Source organism: Acidobacteriota bacterium (genome assembly GCA_039683095.1).
Lineage (GTDB): Bacteria > Acidobacteriota > Aminicenantia > Aminicenantales > Saccharicenantaceae > RBG-16-66-30.
In genome coordinates, this window is the sequence record JBDKSB010000012.1 from 510,898 (window position 1) to 528,048 (window position 17,151).

Below are 17,151 nucleotides of genomic sequence, written 5' to 3' on the forward strand. Positions count from 1 at the left end.
CTATTTTCCCCCCTGTAGAAAAATGGGGACATGATACCTATTTCCGCTTTTTGCCTTGGGGAGCAAAATTGGATTTCCATACGCATGTGTCCCCAACTAAGAGGGCGAGGATTCGCTGGTGGTGGTATGATCCTGATAATAGGGAAATAGGTATTGTGTCCCCCATTTTTGTTGGGAGGTGAGCGATGAGCTTCCAGGATCTGGTCCGATCGCGGTACAGCGTCCGGGCCTACAGGCCGGACCCGGTCGAGGAGGATAAGCTGGCCCGGGTGCTCGAGGCGGCCCGCCTCGCCCCGACCGCCGCCAACCGCCAGGCCTTCCGGATCGTGGCCGTCCGCACCGCCGACGAGAAGGAGGGCCTGCGGCGCATCTACGGCCGCGACTGGTTCGTCCAGGCGCCGCTCGTCCTCTGCGTCTGCGCCGTGCCGTCCGAGGCCTGGGTCCGCAAGGCCGACGGCTGGAACGCCGCCGAGGTCGACGCCACGATAGCCATGACCCACGTCGTCCTCGCCGCGGCCGATGAGGGCCTGGGCACGTGCTGGATCGCCGCCTTCGATCCGGCCGCGGCCCGCGAGGTCCTCGGGCTTCCCCCGGACCTCGTCCCGTTGTCCTTCACGCCGCTCGGCTACGCGGCCGACGCGCCCGGGACGAAGAAGCGCCGGCCCCTCGACGAGCTCGTCCGCCGCGCCGGCGCGAAGTAGGCCTCCCGCCCGCGCCGCAGCCCGCCCGCGCCGCCGTTCGCAAAATCGTTGAAGCGCCATCTCCGCTGGAGTAGACTGGGCCGGAATGCCGCGCCGCGAACGCTGATCGGAGAAACGCCATGAGCCGCAAACCCGTCCTCTTCATCCTCCCGCTCGTCGCCCTCCTGGGCCTTTCGGCCTGGGCCCAGATGACCCCCTGGCTGCAGTGGAGCCTCCTGCCCGCCCCGCAGATGGACGAGATCGTCGGCGAATCCTCCGGCGAAACGGCCCTCCGCCATGTCATGGCCATGTGCGGCGTCCCGCGCGACCGCAAGCCGGCCGAGTACGCCGGCACGTTCGCCGAGGCGCAGTACGTCTTCGACCGCCTCAAGGACTACGGCTTCGCCGACGCCGCCATCGAACGCTACGGCAGCGCCTCGACCTGGGACGGCGTCAAGGGCGAGCTCTGGGAGGTCAAGCCGCGGCGCCAGAAGCTGGCCTCCTACACCGACCTGACGGCCATGCTGGCCTTCGCCAGCCAGCCCGCCGACGTCACGGCTGATCTCGTCTGGGTCGGGGAAGGCGCGGAAAAGGACTTCGCCGGGCTCGACGTCAGGGGCAAGATCCTGGTCACGTCAGGGCCGGCCGGCGCCGTCCATGCCATCGGCTGCGGGGAGAAGGGCGCCGCCGGGGTCATCTCGTTCAACTCGCCGCGGCCTTATTTCGACCCGCTGATCATCCCCTGGGCGCGCCTGTCCGCCCGGAACGAGGTCACCCGCTTCGCGTTCCTTCTGCCGCCGCGCGAAGGGGCCCTCCTCCGCGACCGCCTCCTGGGCGGCGAGAAGATCACGGTCCACGCCGTCGTCGAATCCAAGCTCGAGCCCTACCAGAATCAGATGGTCCTGGCTTCGATCCCCGGCACGGACAAGGACGCCCAGGAGATCATCCTGACGGCCCATCTCTTCGAGGGCTTCACCATGTTCGGGGCCAGCGACAACTCCTCCGGCTCCTCGGCCCTGCTCGAGACCGCCCGGACCCTGAAGGCCCTCATCGACGAAGGACGCCTGCCGCGGCCGAAGCGGACCGTCCGCTTCCTCTGGGGTCCCGAGTTCGGCGCGGCCTCGGTCTACACGGCGGTCGACGGCAAAGACCGGCTGCCGCGGACGCTCTGCAACATCAACCTGGACATGGTCGGCCTGGCCCTGGCCGAGAGCCGGTCGTTCTTCACCGTCATGCGCACGACCTACGGCAATCCCCACTACGTCAACGACGTCGTCGAAAGCTCGCTGCGCTACGTCGGGGAGGCGACCAAGGCCTACGTTGTCAACATCATGAGCGGGGACCCGAACCGGCGCATCGTCGCCCCGACCGGCAGCGAGGACCCGATGTACTACTATGTCGGGACGCACATGGGCGCGTCGGACCACGAGGTCTTCAACGATTGGGCGATCGGTATCCCAGGCGTCATCCTCAATACCTGGCCCGACAAGTGGATGCACACCTCCGAAGACCGGCCCGACAAGCTCGACCCGACCCAGCTTAAGCGGGCGGTCATAGTCACGGCGGCGGCGGCGTACACCGTCGCCTCGGCCGGTCAGCCGCTGGCGGCCCGGATCGCCGCCGAGATCGTGGCCAACGCCTCGGGCCGGATCGGCCACCAGGCCGCCCGCGGCCTCGAGGAGATGGGACGCGCGGCTGCGGCCGCCTTCCCCGGCGCCTACAAGCGGGCCCGCGGTTCCATCGAGGCCTCGGCCCGGAACGAGCGCGAAACGCTCGACACGGTCCGCGAGCTCGCGGCCGACAAGCCCGGCTTCGTCGCCTATCTCGCCGAGCTCCGGCGGTCGGTCGACGGCCTCGAAGCGGCCCAGCTGCGGACGCTCGACCAGGCCATGCGCCTTCAGGCCGCCGGCCTCGCCCTGAAGCCGGTCGTGCTCAGGCTGTCGGCGGCCGAGAAAAGAGCCGCCGCCCTTGTCCCGCGGACCGATCCCGTGGTGAAGGCCGGCGGCTACGGGCGCTACCGGGAAGTCCTCGATGAGGAATACGAGCGCCTGGGCGACAAGGCGCCGTCCCGGGCCTTCTCCCGCGTCGCCGCCGAGATCCAGCTTCTCTGCGACGGCCGCCACAGCGCCCTGGACATCAAGAAGATGGTCGATGCCCAGTTCCGCGAGGAGACGCCGCTCGAGGCCGTCGTCGCCCACCTCGAGCTCCTCAAGCGCGCCGGCCTGGTCGCCTTTTAGAGGGCTCCGCCATAGGGGGGCGGGCCCCCGCCTGGACGGACGAAAACATCTCCAAAAAAAAGTGCCCCCGCCCTCTTGACTCTGACGTTACGTCATAGTGCACAATGGGGACGTGGACAAGGCCGTGAAGACCAAAGGCTATCTCATCAGGGAGTTCGCCAGGCTGACCCGGGTGACGGTCCGGACGCTCCACTACTACGACCAGATCGGCCTGCTCAAGCCGAGCTTCGAGCGGCCGAACGGCTACCGGGTCTACACCGACGCCGACCTGCTCAGGCTTCAGCAGATCGTCACCCTGAAGTTCATGGGCTTCTCTCTCGACGAGATCGGCCGCCTTCTCGCGAGCCGGGGCTATCAGGCCGTCAAGTCCCTCAAGGTCCAGGCCGAGGCCGTCAGGGACGAGATCGCGCGTCTTCGCGAGGCCTCGCGGGCGATCGACCAGGTCCTGGCCCGCCTCGAGAAGGACGGCCGCATCCACAGGGAAAAACTCATCAGGATCATGGAGGTCATTCAAATGGGCGAAGACGTCAAGAAGGGCTGGCACGAGAAGTTCTTCACCGAGGCCGAGATGAAGGAGTTCGCCGAGATCGGCAAGCAGTACACCCCGGAGGACATGGACGCCTACCAGAATCGCTGGGCGGCGCTCATCGCCGAGGTCAAGGCTAACCTGGGGCTCGATCCCGCGGGCGACAAGGCCCAGGACCTCGGGCGGCGCTGGAAAACGCTCCTCGACGAGGCCTACGAAGGCCACCCCGAGCTCAAGGCCCGGATCGGCCAGGCCTACGGCGCCGGGGCCATCCCGAAGGAGGACAACATGATCGGCCCGGAGGTCTGGGGCTTCATCAAGAAGGTCCAAGCAGCGGCCGGGGCCAGGAAGTCCTGATCGAACGCCTCCGGGGAGGCCGGTCCGGTCTTGACGGGCCGGCCCGGCCTCCCCGGCCGGCTTTACTTTCCCTCTCCCTCCGGTTTATCATCCTCCCATCGAAAGAACGCCCCCGGCGGCCAGAACCCCGTCCGGGACGAGTCCGTATGATCAGGCAGGAGGTGCATCCGATGAAAAAGAACGCGTGCGCCCGCCGGTCCGCCCTGGCCGCCGCCGCCGGCGCCGTCCTCGTCCTGGCCGGCTGCGCCGTCAAGACCGAGCCGGCCCGGAACATCCTCGAGTACCGGATGCCGGCGGGCCGGGTCCTGACCTACGAGGCCAAGACGGAACAGTCGCAGGTCATGGAGATCATGGGCCAGTCGAACGACACCCGGATGTCCAGCAGCAGCGTTTTCACCGTCAAGTCGAAGAGCCTGAAGGATAAGAACTTCCTGCTCGGCGTGACCCTCGACAGCGCCGCCGTGACCGTCGCCAACAGCCTCCAGGGCGACATGTCGCCGGACATGAGCGCGGTCAAGGGCAAGTCCTTCGACATGGTCCTCTCGCCGCTCGGTTCCGAGGTGGACGTGGCCGGGGCCGAGGCCATCACCTACGCCATCTCCGGGGAGACCCACACCATGGCCTCGGGATTCAAGACGTTCTTCCCCGACGTTTCCGGCAAGCCGGCCCGGATCGGCGAGACCTGGCCGTCGAGCGCCTCGGTCGAAGAGACCGCGGGCTCGATCAAGATCAAGGTCGAGGTCCAGAACGTCAACACGCTCGAGGGCTTCGAGACCGTCGAGGGGATGAACTGCGCCCGGGTCGCCACCCAGGTGACCGGCACCCTCACGGGGTCCGGGAGCCAGATGGGCATGGACCTGAGCTTCACGGGCGTCATCAAGGGCCGCGACGTCTGGTACTTCGCCGTCAAGGAAGGGATCTACGTCCAGGCGACCTCCGAGACGACGACCCAGATGTCGATCGACGTCCCGGCCGCCGGCCTGACCATCCCCGCGACCCAGACGAGCAAGGGCGAGACCAGGCTGACCGGCAGGAAGTGACCGCCGCGCCGTTCGCGCCGCGAAAAGCTGCACAACGGCTCCATCCGTGGTAGAATCGTTCGAACGTTCCGAGGAGGTTTATCGATGAATGCCAGAATCGCACCGATCGCGCGGACGGCCCTGGCGGCCGCCGCCACGCTCGTCCTGGCCGCCGCCGTGCCCGCGGCCGCCGCAGGGCCCCAGGCCAAGCCCGGCCGGGCCGTCGTCCTCGAATACAAGATGCCGGCCGGCCGCAGCCTGACCTATAAGCTCCAGTCGGCTCAGACCCAGGTCATGGAGGTCCAGGGCCAGGCGATGGACACCAAGATCGCCAGCACGAACACCGTCACCTTCAAGTCCAAGGGAATGAAGGACAAGAACCTGCTCCTGGGCGTGACCATCGACGAAATGGCCTCGACCGTGACCAACAGCATGCAGGGCGACATGTCCCCTGACTTCAGCCAGGTCAAGGGCAAGTCTTTCGACATGGTCCTCTCCCCGCTCGGCTCGGAAGTGGACGTCTCCGGCGCCGAGGCCATCACCTTCAGCACGGCCGCCGAGACGCGCGATGTCAGCGCCCAGTTCAAGGCCTTCTTCCCCGACCTGCCGGGCAAGCCGGTCAAGGTCGGCGACACCTGGCCTTCGAGCGCCAGCCTCGAGCAGAAATCGGCCGCCATGAGCGTCCGCGCCGACAGCCAGTACGTCAACACGTTCGAGGGCCTCGAGACGGTCGACGGGATGGAATGCGCCCGGATCTCCTCGCAGGTCACCGGGACCGTGACCGGCACCGGGAACCAGATGGGCATGGACCTGACCATGTCCGGCACCAGCAAGGGCAAGACCGTCTGGTATTTCGCGGTCAAGGAAGGGATATTCGTCAAGTCGGCCGACGAAACGACATCCGAGATCTCCATCGACGTCTCCGGCGCGGGCATGACCATCCCGATGAGCCAGACGTCCAAGAGCGAGATCACGCTGGCCGGCAAGTCATGACCCGTCCCCCCGCCGGCCCCTCGTCCGACTAAATCGTCAGGGATGGCTGTCCGGCGGTCCGGTCGCCTGGTTGCCCGGCTGCGCGGCGGCCGTCCCTGAATTGCGGTCCATTCGCTGAGACAGGAGAGGCCATGCCCGAGAAGACGCCCAAACGGATCGAGGATTTCCGCAAAAAGGACGACCTGCTGGTCGTCACCGGGGCCGGCGGCTTCATCGCCGGCTCGCTCGTCCGCTATTTTCATGACAAGGGCTTTGCCCGGATCCGGGCCGTCGACAAGAAGCCCCTGGCCGAATGGTACCAGCGCACGCCCGGGGTCGAGGACCTGGTCCTCGATGTCAGCGTCCCGGACAACTGCGCCAGGGCCTGCGACGGGGCCGTCGAGGTCTACAACCTGGCCGCCGACATGGGCGGCATGGGCTTCATCGAGCGCTACCGGATCGAATGCCTGCGCAGCGTCCTCATCAACACCCACATGATCGAGGCCGCCCAGAAGGCCGGGGCCGACCGCTACTTCTTCTCCTCGTCGGCCTGCGCCTACAACGTCGACCTCCAGAAGGACACCCGGTCCCGGGCCCTCAGGGAGTCCGACGCCTACCCGGCCAACGCCGAGCGCGGCTACGGCTGGGAGAAGCTCTTCTCCGAGATGGTCTGCCAGGAGTACCGGGCCGAGCGCGGCCTCAAGACGGCCATCGCCCGCTTCCACAACGTCTACGGGCCGTTCGGGACCTGGGACGGCGGCCGCGAGAAAGCGCCGGCGGCGCTCTCGCGCAAGGTCGTCGAGGCCCGGGACAACGGCACTTTCGCGGTCGAGATCTGGGGCGACGGCACCCGGACCCGCAGCTTCATGTGGATCGGGGACTGCGTCAACGGCATCGACATGATCATGCACTGCGACGAGCTCATCGCCACGCCCATCAACCTGGGTTCGCACGAGCTCGTTTCGGTCAACGACCTGCTCGGCCTGATCGAGGACATCGCCGGGTTCAAGGTCGAGCGCCGCTACGACCTGACCCAGCCGCTCGGCGTCGGCGGGCGGAACTCCGACAACACGATGATCCGCCGGGTCCTGGGGTGGGAGCCCTCGACGCCGCTGCGCGAGGGCCTGGCCAAGACATACGCCTGGATCGCGGAGCAGTACGCCCTGCGCAAGACGGGGCGAAAGGTCGTCCTCTAGCCGGCCCTACTTCTTTTCCAGGCCGGCGACGATCTTGCCGATGCTTTCCTGGCCGCCGTCGATCGTCAGCGAGGCCTTGAAGGCCGCCAGGGCCCGGTCCTTCTGTCCCAGCTTCAGGAAGCACGTGCCCAAAGCGTTGAGCACGGACGTATCGCTGTTGTAGATCTTGTTGGCCTCGAGCAGATCGGCAAGAGCGGCGTCATAGCGCTCCCGGCCCATCAGGGCCAGGCCCCGGACCGTATGATAGTCGAAGCGGCCCTTCTCCACCCCGGCCAGGCCCTCGACCACGGTCAGGGCCTCCTCGAACTTGCCCCTCTTGACCAGGAAGCGGGCATAGTCGCTGACGCCTTCCTTGTAGCCCGGGTTCCTGGCCAGTCCCCTGGCAAAAAAGGCCTCCGCCTTGTCCGGCACGCCGAGCTTGTCGTACTGGCGGGCCAGCTGGTAGTCGATGTAGAACTCGTTGGCCAGGGAAAAGCCGCGCGAATTGGCGATGGGGTGGGCCAGCGCCCGCTCGGACGACAGGACGAACTGGGCCTTCTTCTCGTCGAGGACTGTCTTGTCCGGCCCGAGCAGGCGGACGGTCAGCTCGTAATAGTCCGGGGGCAGGCCCGCCGTGGACAGGTTGGGTGTCAGGCTGATGACCGGGCGGCAGGGTCCGTCGGCCAGCCGCAGGGACACGGTCCGCACGGTCTGGACGTTGGTCAGGCCCTTCAGGCCCAGCTCGACCGACCCGGCCTGCCACAGCTCCTGCGTGACGTCGGTCACGGAAACGAGGACGTCCAGCTCGTCGGACGAGCCGAAGCTCATCTTGGGATCGACGACGAGCTTGCGCTCGCCGGTCTTGAAGGGGATCAGCACGTCGGCCGAGAAGGCCTTCAGCTGGTAGCCGAGGAACGGGCCGTTGAGCGCCGGCGCACCCCCCGACCGGGGCACGGTGACCGTGCGCTCGAAGACCGTGAACTCCTTGGCCACGGAGTTCTGGACGAGCACGGTCAGCTTGTACGTCCCCTCGCAGACCGGGAAGGCGTCCTCCAGGGAGACGCCGTTCTGGCGGATGCGGTCGATGTCGGCGGCCGGGAAATAGAGGGCGTACTCCTTGGAGTTTTGGAAGACGATGTCCTCGCCGCGGCGCAGACTGACGTCGACCTTGAAGTTGGCGAAGTACTGGTCCTTGGGTTCGTAGTAGTCCACGGACAGCTTCAGGGGCACGACGCTGAAATGGACGAAGGGCAGGTCGAGGCGGGGGTCGCGGATGACCGCCGCCAGGCCCTCGTTCTCGACATAGTTGGTCATGTACTCGGTGCTGACCAGACCCTTGAAATCGAAGAAATGCGTGGCGTAGGTCGGGTTGAGCCCCTTGTAGGGGTATTCAGTGAGGTTGGCCAGGAGCTCCGTGCTCCGGGCCGTGGGCTGATAGTTGTACCCGTACTCCCCGGGGATGAGCGACATGGCCATCGAGGCCAGGGTCGGGGCGAAGTTCCGGATGGTATCGAAGATCGTTTCGTAGTCGTCCTGGTCGATGGTCCTGAGGCTGGCCAGGGGCTCGAGGAGGGACTTGGGCCCGTCGATGAACGGGTCGTAGAGCTTCATCTCGCCGAAGCCCTTCTTCTGGAAGAAGACCAGGCCGAAATGCGTCGGCAGGTTCTTCGTCCCGTCGGTGTAATAATACCAGACCTCGCAGGGAACGATGCCCGTCGTGCCCGGGAAGCGGTCGTAGCTGCGCGGTTCGCCCAGGATCATCCAGACCCGGCCGCGGTCGGTCATCCAGCCCGGCCGGCCGGCCGGGAAATACTTGTTGGCGTAGTCGAAACGCTTCTGGATCTCGTCCTTGTACTCGTTCTCCGGCGTCCCCGGGGTCGGGTCGCGGATCTTCCAGAAGTCGGTGACGAAGATGTCGCGGTCGCGGTTGTCCGTGAGATCCAGGAAGACCTCGCGCTCCTTGGGGCTGATGATGTAGGCCGTGAGCTTGAGGAAGTCCTGGTAGACGGGATCGAGGTCCCGGCCGTCTTTGGCCGGCCGCGCCTTCTCCGTCTTGGACTGGACCGGCCGGGGCTTGTCCTGGCGCGCCGCGAGAAGCGGAGGGACGGCCTGGGCCAGCCCCAGCACCAGGACCAGGGCCAGGGCCGGGCTCAGGATCGGGATGCGTCTGTTCATGGCCTCGAACCCGCTATTTCTTGAGATAATCCAAGAAACTCCGGACCTGCGCGGCCCGTTCCGTATCGGGATCGACCTTGAGATACTTCTCGAAGGCGTCGATGGCCTTGGCCTTCTCCTGAAGGGCCGTGTAGGTGATGCCCAGCTGATAGAGGGCGTCGAGCTGGTTCTCGTCGAGGGCGACGGCCTTCTCGAAATAGGCCGCGGCCTCGGCCAGTTTCTGCGTCTTGAAGAAGGCAATGCCGATCGAGCAGAGGAGGTTGGGGTCTTCGATCTTGTCGAGGGGAACCTTGTTGTACCATTCCAGGGCCGCGTCGGTGTTGCCGCGATTGGCATAGCAGTTGCCGATGCCGATCGTGGCCTCCGCGTCGGCCGGGTTCTTGGCCAGGACCTCCTTGTAGGCCGCCTCGGCCTCGTCGTACTTCTCCTGGACGAAGTAGCTGTTGCCGACGTTCCGCCAGACGAAGTAGGCGTCGGGGAACTTGGCCAGGAAGGCCTTGTAGGCCTCGACGGCCCCGGCGTAATCCTTCTTGTCATAGATGTCGTTGGCCGCCGTCAGGTCCTTTCTCATGTCGTCGCTGACGACCAGGCCCTCGACCTTGCGCATGACCACCCTCATCTCTTTGTACTTCTCGAACTGGTTCATTTGCAGCGATTTGTGGACCGAGGAATACCCGATCTTGTCGAAGTCGATGTTCCACAGCCCGCTGCGCATCCAGGCGCCGAGCCATTTGCCGTCCTTGCCGCTCTTGGCCTCGAAGCCGCCGTCGAACTTCGGGCAGAAGAACTTGACCCGGACCCCCTCGACGGGGTTGCCTTGATCATCGACGACGATCCCGGGGATCCGCCCCTGCCCCTTCCACTCCTGGGCGCAAAGGGCGGACGCGGCCATCAGGACGCAGATCGAAACAACGAGGGTTTTTTTCATCTCCATCCTCCGGATGACGCACTTGCCAGACATCTTAGCATACGCCGATTCGAAGACCTAGCGGCACTGTTCCATCAGGGCCTCGAGGGTCTCTCTCTCCCTGGCCGGCAGGGTCTTGCCGTAGAGGTCCCTGTACCTGGTCAGGGCGGCCAGGGCCTTGGCCTTCTCGCCCTTGTCGAAATAGGCCGTGCCCAGGTTGTAGAGGGCGAACTTGTGCCCGGGAGAGGCGGCCAGGGCCTGCTCGAAGCACGAGATGGCGGCGGCCACGTCACCCAGCAGGCGGTAGGCGGCGCCAAGTCCGTTGTAGGCGGAGGCATCCCGCGGGTCGGCTTCGAGGGCCCGCTTGAAGGAATCCATGGCCTGGCGGAGCTTGGCGGCATCCCGGGTCTTCATGGCCTGCGCAGCCTGGGCCGTGCCCAGGTTGGAGAGCACGGCGCCGTACCTGGGGTCGAGCGCCAGGGCCCGCTCGTAGGCCGCGACGGCATTGTCGAGGTCGCCCTTGTTCCAGTAGGCCACGCCCTGGTAGTTCCAGAGCTCGGGGTCCCAGTCGATCATGGCCGCGGCCCGGTCGAGCACGGCGATGGCTTCGTCGTTCCGCCCGAGCTCGGCCAGAACGATGCCCTGCTCGATGGCCAGCTTGTAGTTGCGGGGGTTGGCCGCCGTGCCCTTCCGCAACAGGATCTCCGCTTCGGCCGGCCGGCCCTGCTTCTCGTAAACGGTCACCAGGAAGAGATAGGGATTGTCGAAGTCGGGACGGTCCCGGACGAGCTCGCGGAGCAGGGCGATGCTCTGTTCGGCCTGGCCGCGGAAATAGAGGTCCTGGGCCTGCTCGAACTTGCGGTTGAAGGGCAGGAGCGTCTTCAGGTCGTCCCCGGGCCCGAAATAGACCTTGGCCGGCGGCTGGTAGCCGCCGACATAGCCCAGGCTCTGAAGCCGCTCCCGGGCGGCCGCGCCGAGCTGGGGCCTGGCGGCGGCCTCCGGCCCGGACCCGGCCCTGACCATCGCGGCCACCTTGGCCCGCTCGCGGGCGACGTCCGGGCCGGCCAGGTTCCGGGCCTCCGCGAAATCCGATCCGAGGTCGTAGGCCTCGGCGACGGGCAGGTCGATGAACTTTTTCGGGCCCTCGATGTAACCGCGCAGGGGGGCCCAGCCCCGCCGGTAGTAGGCGTAGAGCGATTCGAAATAGATCGGCCGGGCGGCCAGGTCTCCCAGGTCCTTGCCCTTCGTCGCGGGAAGGAGCGAGAGCCCCTGCAGGAAGGCCGGCTTCGGCAGGCCCAGGAGATCGCAGGCGGTCGGGAAGATATCGACGTGACAGACGTTCCCGTCGACGCGGCCCGGCCTGAGGCCCGGCCCGGCCATGATCAGCGGCACCCAGAGGGTCGAATTGTAGGCGAAATAGCCGTGGGTCGTCTCGCCGTGCTCGCCGAGCGACTGGCCGTGGTCGCCGGTCAGGACGACCACGGTCGAGGCCGCCTGGCGGGAGCCGTCGAGGTACGTGAAAAGCCGGGCCAGGGAGGCGTCGACATAGGCGACCTCGCCGCTGTAGGGATCGTCCTTGAACCTGTCCGCGTACGGCGCCGGCGGCTCGTACGGCTGGTGGGGGTCGAAAACATGGATCCAGGCGAACCAGGGCCCGGCGCGGCCGTCGAGCCAGGCCAGGGCGGCGGCCACGACGGCCTCGGCCTTCCGCTCGACGAACTGGAAATCGAGGCCGGTGCCGGAGCCGTAGCTCTCGTCGTAGACGTCGAAGCCGCGGTCCAGGCCGAAGCGGGCGTCCAGGGGGAAGGCCCCGACGAAGGCGCCCGTCGCATAGCCCTGGCCCTTCAGGAACGTCGCCAGGCTGGGGAGGTCCTCCGGCACCTTGAAGTTGCCGTTGTCGTGGACGCCGTGAGAAAGCGGCGTTGTGCCGAGAAGGATCGAGGCGTGGGACGGAAGCGTCAGGGGCGTGTGGGCGAAAGCCCGGCCGAAGACGACGCCCGAACCCGCCAGCCGGTCGATGGCCGGGGTCTTGAGATAGGGCGAGCCGTAGCAGCCCAGGCGGTCCGGCCGCAGCGTATCGACGGTGATCAGGAGCAGGTTCGGCCGGGGGGCCGGGGCGGCGGCCAGAGGCAGGCCGGCCAGGAACGCCAGCGCGGCCACGACGGCCCGCGCGGCCGGGCGGATAACAGAGAGGCTCATGCGATCGTCTCTCCTCAGCGCATCATTCTAGCACGCCGGACCTGGCCGGGATAAGGAAAGCCCCTCCCCCCGCCGGGGGGAGGGGCTTCGAGCATCTGCTTCGTGACTGCTTGAGCTTAGAACTGGAACCGGACGCCGAGGCGCATGACGCGGGGGTTCAGGATCTCGTTGACCATGTTGTTGTTCGCGTACGAGGAGAAGGTGGTGGTGCCGTTGGCGTTGATGTAATACGTCCCTTCGTTCATGTCGTACCGGCGGTTGACGATGGAGCTGTTGAACACGTTGAAGATGTCCGCCATGAGATAGATCTTGCCGGTATCGCCGAGCTTGATCATCTTCTCCAGGCGGAGGTTCAGCTGGTAGAAGTTGGGCAGCTTGCTGGAGCCGAAAACGTCGAGGTAGGAGGTGACGCTGCGGCTGTAGGAGTTGCCCCACTGGCGGTTCGTGATGGCCATGTAATGGGGGATGATGTGGCCGGCGCGGGCGTTGAAGGTGAAGGAGACGTTGAAGTCATACGGCAGCTGGTAAAGGCCTTCGAGCTTGAGCATCCAGTGAGAGAACAGGTACTGGTTGATCTTGCCCGAAGCGCTGCCGAGGGCCGGGGCATAGAGCTTGCCGTCCTGAGCCCAGAGGTTGGACGGGTTCTCGTAGCCGTCCCCGTAGTAGTACTTCTGGTCCATGTAGGAGATGGAGCCGTCCATCATCCACTTGTTGGAGAGCCGCTTGTTGAAGATCAGGTCGAGGCCCCAGAAGGTCTCGTAGTTGGTGTTGCGGACGTGGGCCCGGTAAGGGGTGTAGCCGTAGCCGGGGGTCAGGAGGTAATAATCCTTTCCGGCTCCCTCGCCGAGATCGACGCCTTCGATCGAACTCGGGATCTGGCCGGCCACGGAATACAGGTTATAATCCCGCAGCACGCTTTCGCCTTCGATCGAATAGTCCCCATAAGCCCCGTCGGCATAGATATAGGGGTTCCAGGTGAAGTGGTCGTACTTCCGGTAGGTGGCGCTCAGGCCGACGCTGAAGTCCTGCAGCAGCTCATGGTCGAGGGTCAGCAGCAGCTCCGAGGTCCGGTTGGAAGCGGCGTTGGAATCGACGCGGATGTAGCGCGAGGGGCCGGGCGTCGAGCTGCCCGCTTCGAATCCGGAGTACCAGTTGCCGTTGTAGTTGTTGACGATGTACGGATTGACGGCCAGGCTCGAGCCGCTGCCGGTGAACAGCGCGACCGGAAGCGAGGTCGCCGGGTCGGTGACGAACATCTCGGGCGCCTGGAGGATGCCGTCCGTGGCGCCGATGACGGGATTCCCGGATCCGTCATAGCTCGTCCCGTCCCAACCATCCAGCCAGTACCAGTTCATGGAGGCGCCGAAGACGCCGTAGGGGGTGAAGAGGTACGAGGCCGAGCCGGTGCCCATGAAGTCGCCGTAGATGGCCCCGCTCAATTTGAGGATGGTCTTGCCCGTGCCGAAGAGATCGTAGGTGATGCCGAGGCGCGGCGAGAAGACGTTCCACCGGTACTCGGGCTTGATGTTGGGCGTGGTCATGCCGGGCATGAAGGTCCGCAGGGCGGCCTGGACGTCGGAGGCGACGTACTGGCTCCAGACGGCGTTGTCGTTGACCGTCGTGCAGGTGCTCTCGTTGATCTGCGGCGTCTGGTGGTCGTAGCGCAGGCCGACCATGATGTTGAAGCGGCCGGCGCTGATCGTGTCCTGCAGGAAGGCCGACATCTGCTTGACGCTGTAGTCCAGGTTGTACTGGGCGTAGAGCAGCCAGTAGGTCATGTCCGTCGTATAGACGGGGTTGCCCGAGCCCGTCCGGTCGATGTCCGCCCAGTTCAGGTTGACGTACTTCATGAGGTTCCCGGGGGCGGAGGAGTCGGTGGTGACGCGGCGGCTCGAATATTCGACGCCCATCTTGATCTCGTGGCTGACGCCGAACAGCTTGTCGTTGTAGTACTGGGCGGCCAGGTTGTAGTCGTACATCGGCCGCGTCGTGATGTAGTACCAGTTGTCGTAGCGGATATCGTTCGCCGAGTCCTGGATGACCAGGTGATTGCTGTCCGGGTCGCTGTGGGGGATGAGCTGGAACGAGGCGTCCATCCAGGCGAACTTGCCGGACACGAGCAGGTTGTTGCCGAACATCTGCTCGTCCTGGATCTTGAGGATGGGATCGCCGAAGTGGTACGGGCTGTCCTGATCGTAGCCTTCGGGGAAGGACTGGGAGGCGGACCGCCCGAGGAACTGCTTGGCGCCAGCGATCAGCATGGCCTCGAAGCGGTTCGACGGGACGAGCTGCAGGTTCAGCTTGAAGTTGTAATCGGTGATGAGCGGCTTGACCAGGGTGCCGGTGACGGCCAGGGTGCTGATGTCCTGGACGCCGTAGGAGCCCCACAGCCAGGCCTTGTCCTTGACGATCGGGCCGCCGACGTTGAAGCCGTAGTCCTTGATGTTGTTGATCTTGTTGTAGGCGGTCAGGCCGTAGCCGGCCAGCTTCTCGGCGGAGTAGGTCGCCTGGAACTTGCTGTCGGTCAGGTAGAACCGGCCGCCGAAGCTGACCTTGTTGCCGCCGCGGCGGGTGACCATGTTCAGCGCGACGCCGCCGGTCTGGACGGAAACGTCCGCGCCGCCGGTGACGACGTTCATCTCGTCGAACGAATCGAAGTCCCAGTAGATGGGCGACGCGCCGATGGCCGCCGGGTCGGTGACGACGACGCCGTCAACGGCCCAGACGCCCTGGTTGGAATCGCCGCCCTTGGCGATGTAGCTGGCCTGCTGGCCGGACTCCGTTCCGCCGACGTTCTAGCGGTCCATGATGACGCCGGGCGCCATCTGCATGACGTTCCAGGGGTCGCGCGAGGACGGCAGGGACTGCAGGATCTCCTGGGTCACGTTCTTGCCGACCGAGGTCTTCTTGGCGTCGATGGTCGGCGTTACGGCGACGACGGTCACCTGTTCGTCGAGCGTGCCCTGTTCCAGGGCCAGGTCGATCTTGGACTGCTGGCCGAGGACGACGACGATGCCCGTCTTCTCCTGCTTCTTAAAACCCTGGAGTTCCGCCGTCAGGGCGTATCCGGAGCTCGGCGTGAGGCTCGGGAACCGGAACTTGCCCAGATCGTCGGTGACCACGGTGTAGGGGGCGCCGTAGGGCGAGGTCAGGGTCACGGAGACGCCGGGCAAAGGCCCGCCCTGGGCGTCCGAGACCGTGCCGTAGATGCTGCCGGTCCGAACCTGGGCCACGGCCGCCACGGACAGGAGAAGGACGGAAAGCAATACCAGACTCTTCTTCAATTTCCCTCCTATTTTATGGATGCTTTCCTAACTTTGGAGTGGTAGCCCACTCCTGCCTGTTCCATTGATCTGCAAGACACACCCGTTCATTCTCACCTCTTTTCTTTCTGCAGTTGACCGGTCAAAATGCAATAAGCATGCCAGGGGAGGGATTTCTTATATTTCAGGATATATTGCTGATAAAGAATAAATTAAATATGCAAGAACATATGGCAGGACCGGTTTGGACCAATGGCTGGTCCAGTTTTTTGGATAGAATTCAATTATTCGAACGAAACTTCTATCCGGCGGAATAGCCCTTCCCGTGCAGGATCTTATAGGGCTTTCCCTTGACCGTGACGGAGATCTCCCTGAAAGACCCGTCACCGGCGGCCCCGGCCGGCGCATAAGTGATCAGGTAATAAGCTTCCATCATTACGGCCGCTTCCTGCAGCCCGGCCATGGCGTTCTGGGTGGTCCCGGCGAAGCCGCCCGTGGCTTCTGCGATCCGGGTGAAGAGCTTGAAGACATCCTCGGACTGCTCGCGCATGGCCACGCCGCCGAGCTTCTCCGGGGTCCGCTTCAGGAAGAGGAAGCTGACGTCGGCCCCGGAATCGCAATAGGCCCGGACGATCCCGTCCGTGTCGGTCGAAAGGGCGCGATGATAGACCTGGAAAAGCTCGTGGAGATCGGCCAGGACGCTCTGGTTGTCCTGGTTGTTGTCGATGAGCTGATGAAGCGCCTGCGGGGTGATCTCCGGGCGGTACTCCTGCTGGTAGAAGAGGACGACGAACTTCCGGCCCGGCTGCGTCTTCAGGGCCCTGGCGAACCCGGCGATCTTGGCCGAGTCCAGGCTCTGCTGGGACTCCAGCTTGTTGAGGGAGTCGCGGTACTGGTCGAGCATCTGCTCCATGGAGAAGGCCGAGACCATGCCTCCTTCGGCGTCGTCGCCGGGGCCGATCGGGTTCGTCCCCTGGATGCCGTGGATGAGACGGCGCAGGTCCTTGAGCAGGCTCTTGTAGACGAAGTTGCCCTTGTTGATGTCCTTGCGGACCATGTCCGTCGTTTCCCGGGCCAGGCTGTCCTTGGGCTTGCGGGCGAAGGCCTGGGGGGAGAGCGCATAGCTGGTCACCGGCGTCTGGATCTCCAGGAAATCGCCGGGAAGGAGGACCTCGCTGAAGAAGTACCCGAGCGCCTGGGAGATCTTGGGATCGAAATCATACATCTGAAAGAGGAGATAGAACTTCCGGGCCGCGGCGGGGCCGGCGGCCGCCTCCCCTTCCTGGCGGACAACCGCGTTCTTTTGGAACTGGCAGAGGGCCTGGAGCCGCTGCGGCGCCCCGTTCTCGGTGATCGCGAAATCCGACAAGGACAGGCCGTCGACGAACCGCCCGGCATCGAAGACGCGAACGGCGACGGTCACGGGCGAAGGGGCCGATCCCTGTGGTTCGGCCGGGGGCGGGAACCCGAGCGCCAGGAGCGTCAGGGCCGGGATCAGCGTGAAGAAACAAACTCGCTTTGCGTTCATGGCAGACCTCCCTTGGGCCCAGGCCCCCTGCGCAGGACGATTTATCTAATTATATTCTATATTTTGCGCTTTTTATGCCAAATTTCCCAGTCTCCTTATTCCAGGGCCCCGGG

12 protein-coding genes are annotated in these 17,151 nt (G+C 65.3%); 6 read left to right on the forward strand and 6 right to left on the reverse strand.

The annotated features are described in order from the left end of the window. Positions 1-185: 185 nt before the first annotated feature. The 6 genes from ABFD52_10155 to ABFD52_10180 all read left to right on the forward strand — a co-directional run bounded on the left by ABFD52_10155 (position 186) and on the right by ABFD52_10180 (position 6,987). Positions 186-701 carry a nitroreductase family protein gene (locus tag ABFD52_10155; protein MEN6561124.1) on the forward strand — a complete coding sequence of 172 codons (516 nt, stop codon included), beginning with the start codon at positions 186-188 and terminating at the stop codon, positions 699-701. Positions 702-820: 119 nt separating this feature from the next. Beyond that, the gene (locus ABFD52_10160; GenBank protein MEN6561125.1) at positions 821-2,917 is read left to right on the forward strand and encodes a M28 family peptidase; all 2,097 of its coding nucleotides are present in this window, start codon (positions 821-823) and stop codon (positions 2,915-2,917) included. 124 nt (positions 2,918-3,041) lie between these two features. Beyond that, entirely contained in the window at positions 3,042-3,800 is a 759-nt protein-coding gene (locus ABFD52_10165) for a MerR family transcriptional regulator (GenBank protein MEN6561126.1), read from the forward strand. A 170-nt stretch (positions 3,801-3,970) separates the two neighbouring features. Then, on the forward strand, positions 3,971-4,840 hold the full coding sequence (locus ABFD52_10170) for a hypothetical protein (GenBank protein MEN6561127.1): 870 nt from the start codon (positions 3,971-3,973) through the stop codon (positions 4,838-4,840). Between the two features lie 84 nt (positions 4,841-4,924). Then, positions 4,925-5,812: a hypothetical protein gene (locus tag ABFD52_10175; protein ID MEN6561128.1), complete on the forward strand. Its 888-nt coding sequence runs from the start codon at positions 4,925-4,927 to the stop codon at positions 5,810-5,812. A 131-nt stretch (positions 5,813-5,943) separates the two neighbouring features. After that, on the forward strand, positions 5,944-6,987 hold the full coding sequence (locus ABFD52_10180; GenBank protein MEN6561129.1) for an NAD-dependent epimerase/dehydratase family protein: 1,044 nt from the start codon (positions 5,944-5,946) through the stop codon (positions 6,985-6,987). 6 nt (positions 6,988-6,993) lie between these two features. Here the strand turns inward: ABFD52_10180 and ABFD52_10185 are convergent, their stop codons facing one another. The 6 genes from ABFD52_10185 to ABFD52_10210 form a co-directional block, all read right to left on the reverse strand. Further along, entirely contained in the window at positions 6,994-9,141 is a 2,148-nt protein-coding gene (locus ABFD52_10185) for a GWxTD domain-containing protein (GenBank protein MEN6561130.1), read from the reverse strand. A gap of 13 nt (positions 9,142-9,154) precedes the next feature. Next, positions 9,155-10,069 carry a tetratricopeptide repeat protein gene (locus ABFD52_10190; protein MEN6561131.1) on the reverse strand — a complete coding sequence of 305 codons (915 nt, stop codon included), beginning with the start codon at positions 10,067-10,069 and terminating at the stop codon, positions 9,155-9,157. 57 nt (positions 10,070-10,126) lie between these two features. Then, the gene (locus ABFD52_10195) at positions 10,127-12,247 is read right to left on the reverse strand and encodes a sulfatase-like hydrolase/transferase (protein ID MEN6561132.1); all 2,121 of its coding nucleotides are present in this window, start codon (positions 12,245-12,247) and stop codon (positions 10,127-10,129) included. Between the two features lie 116 nt (positions 12,248-12,363). After that, positions 12,364-14,886, reverse strand: a complete 2,523-nt coding sequence (locus ABFD52_10200; protein ID MEN6561133.1) for a hypothetical protein — start codon at positions 14,884-14,886, stop codon at positions 12,364-12,366. Positions 14,887-15,042: 156 nt separating this feature from the next. After that, on the reverse strand, positions 15,043-15,531 hold the full coding sequence (locus ABFD52_10205) for a carboxypeptidase-like regulatory domain-containing protein (GenBank protein MEN6561134.1): 489 nt from the start codon (positions 15,529-15,531) through the stop codon (positions 15,043-15,045). A 280-nt stretch (positions 15,532-15,811) separates the two neighbouring features. Beyond that, positions 15,812-17,038: a hypothetical protein gene (locus ABFD52_10210; GenBank protein MEN6561135.1), complete on the reverse strand. Its 1,227-nt coding sequence runs from the start codon at positions 17,036-17,038 to the stop codon at positions 15,812-15,814. Between the last annotated feature and the right edge of the window lie 113 nt (positions 17,039-17,151).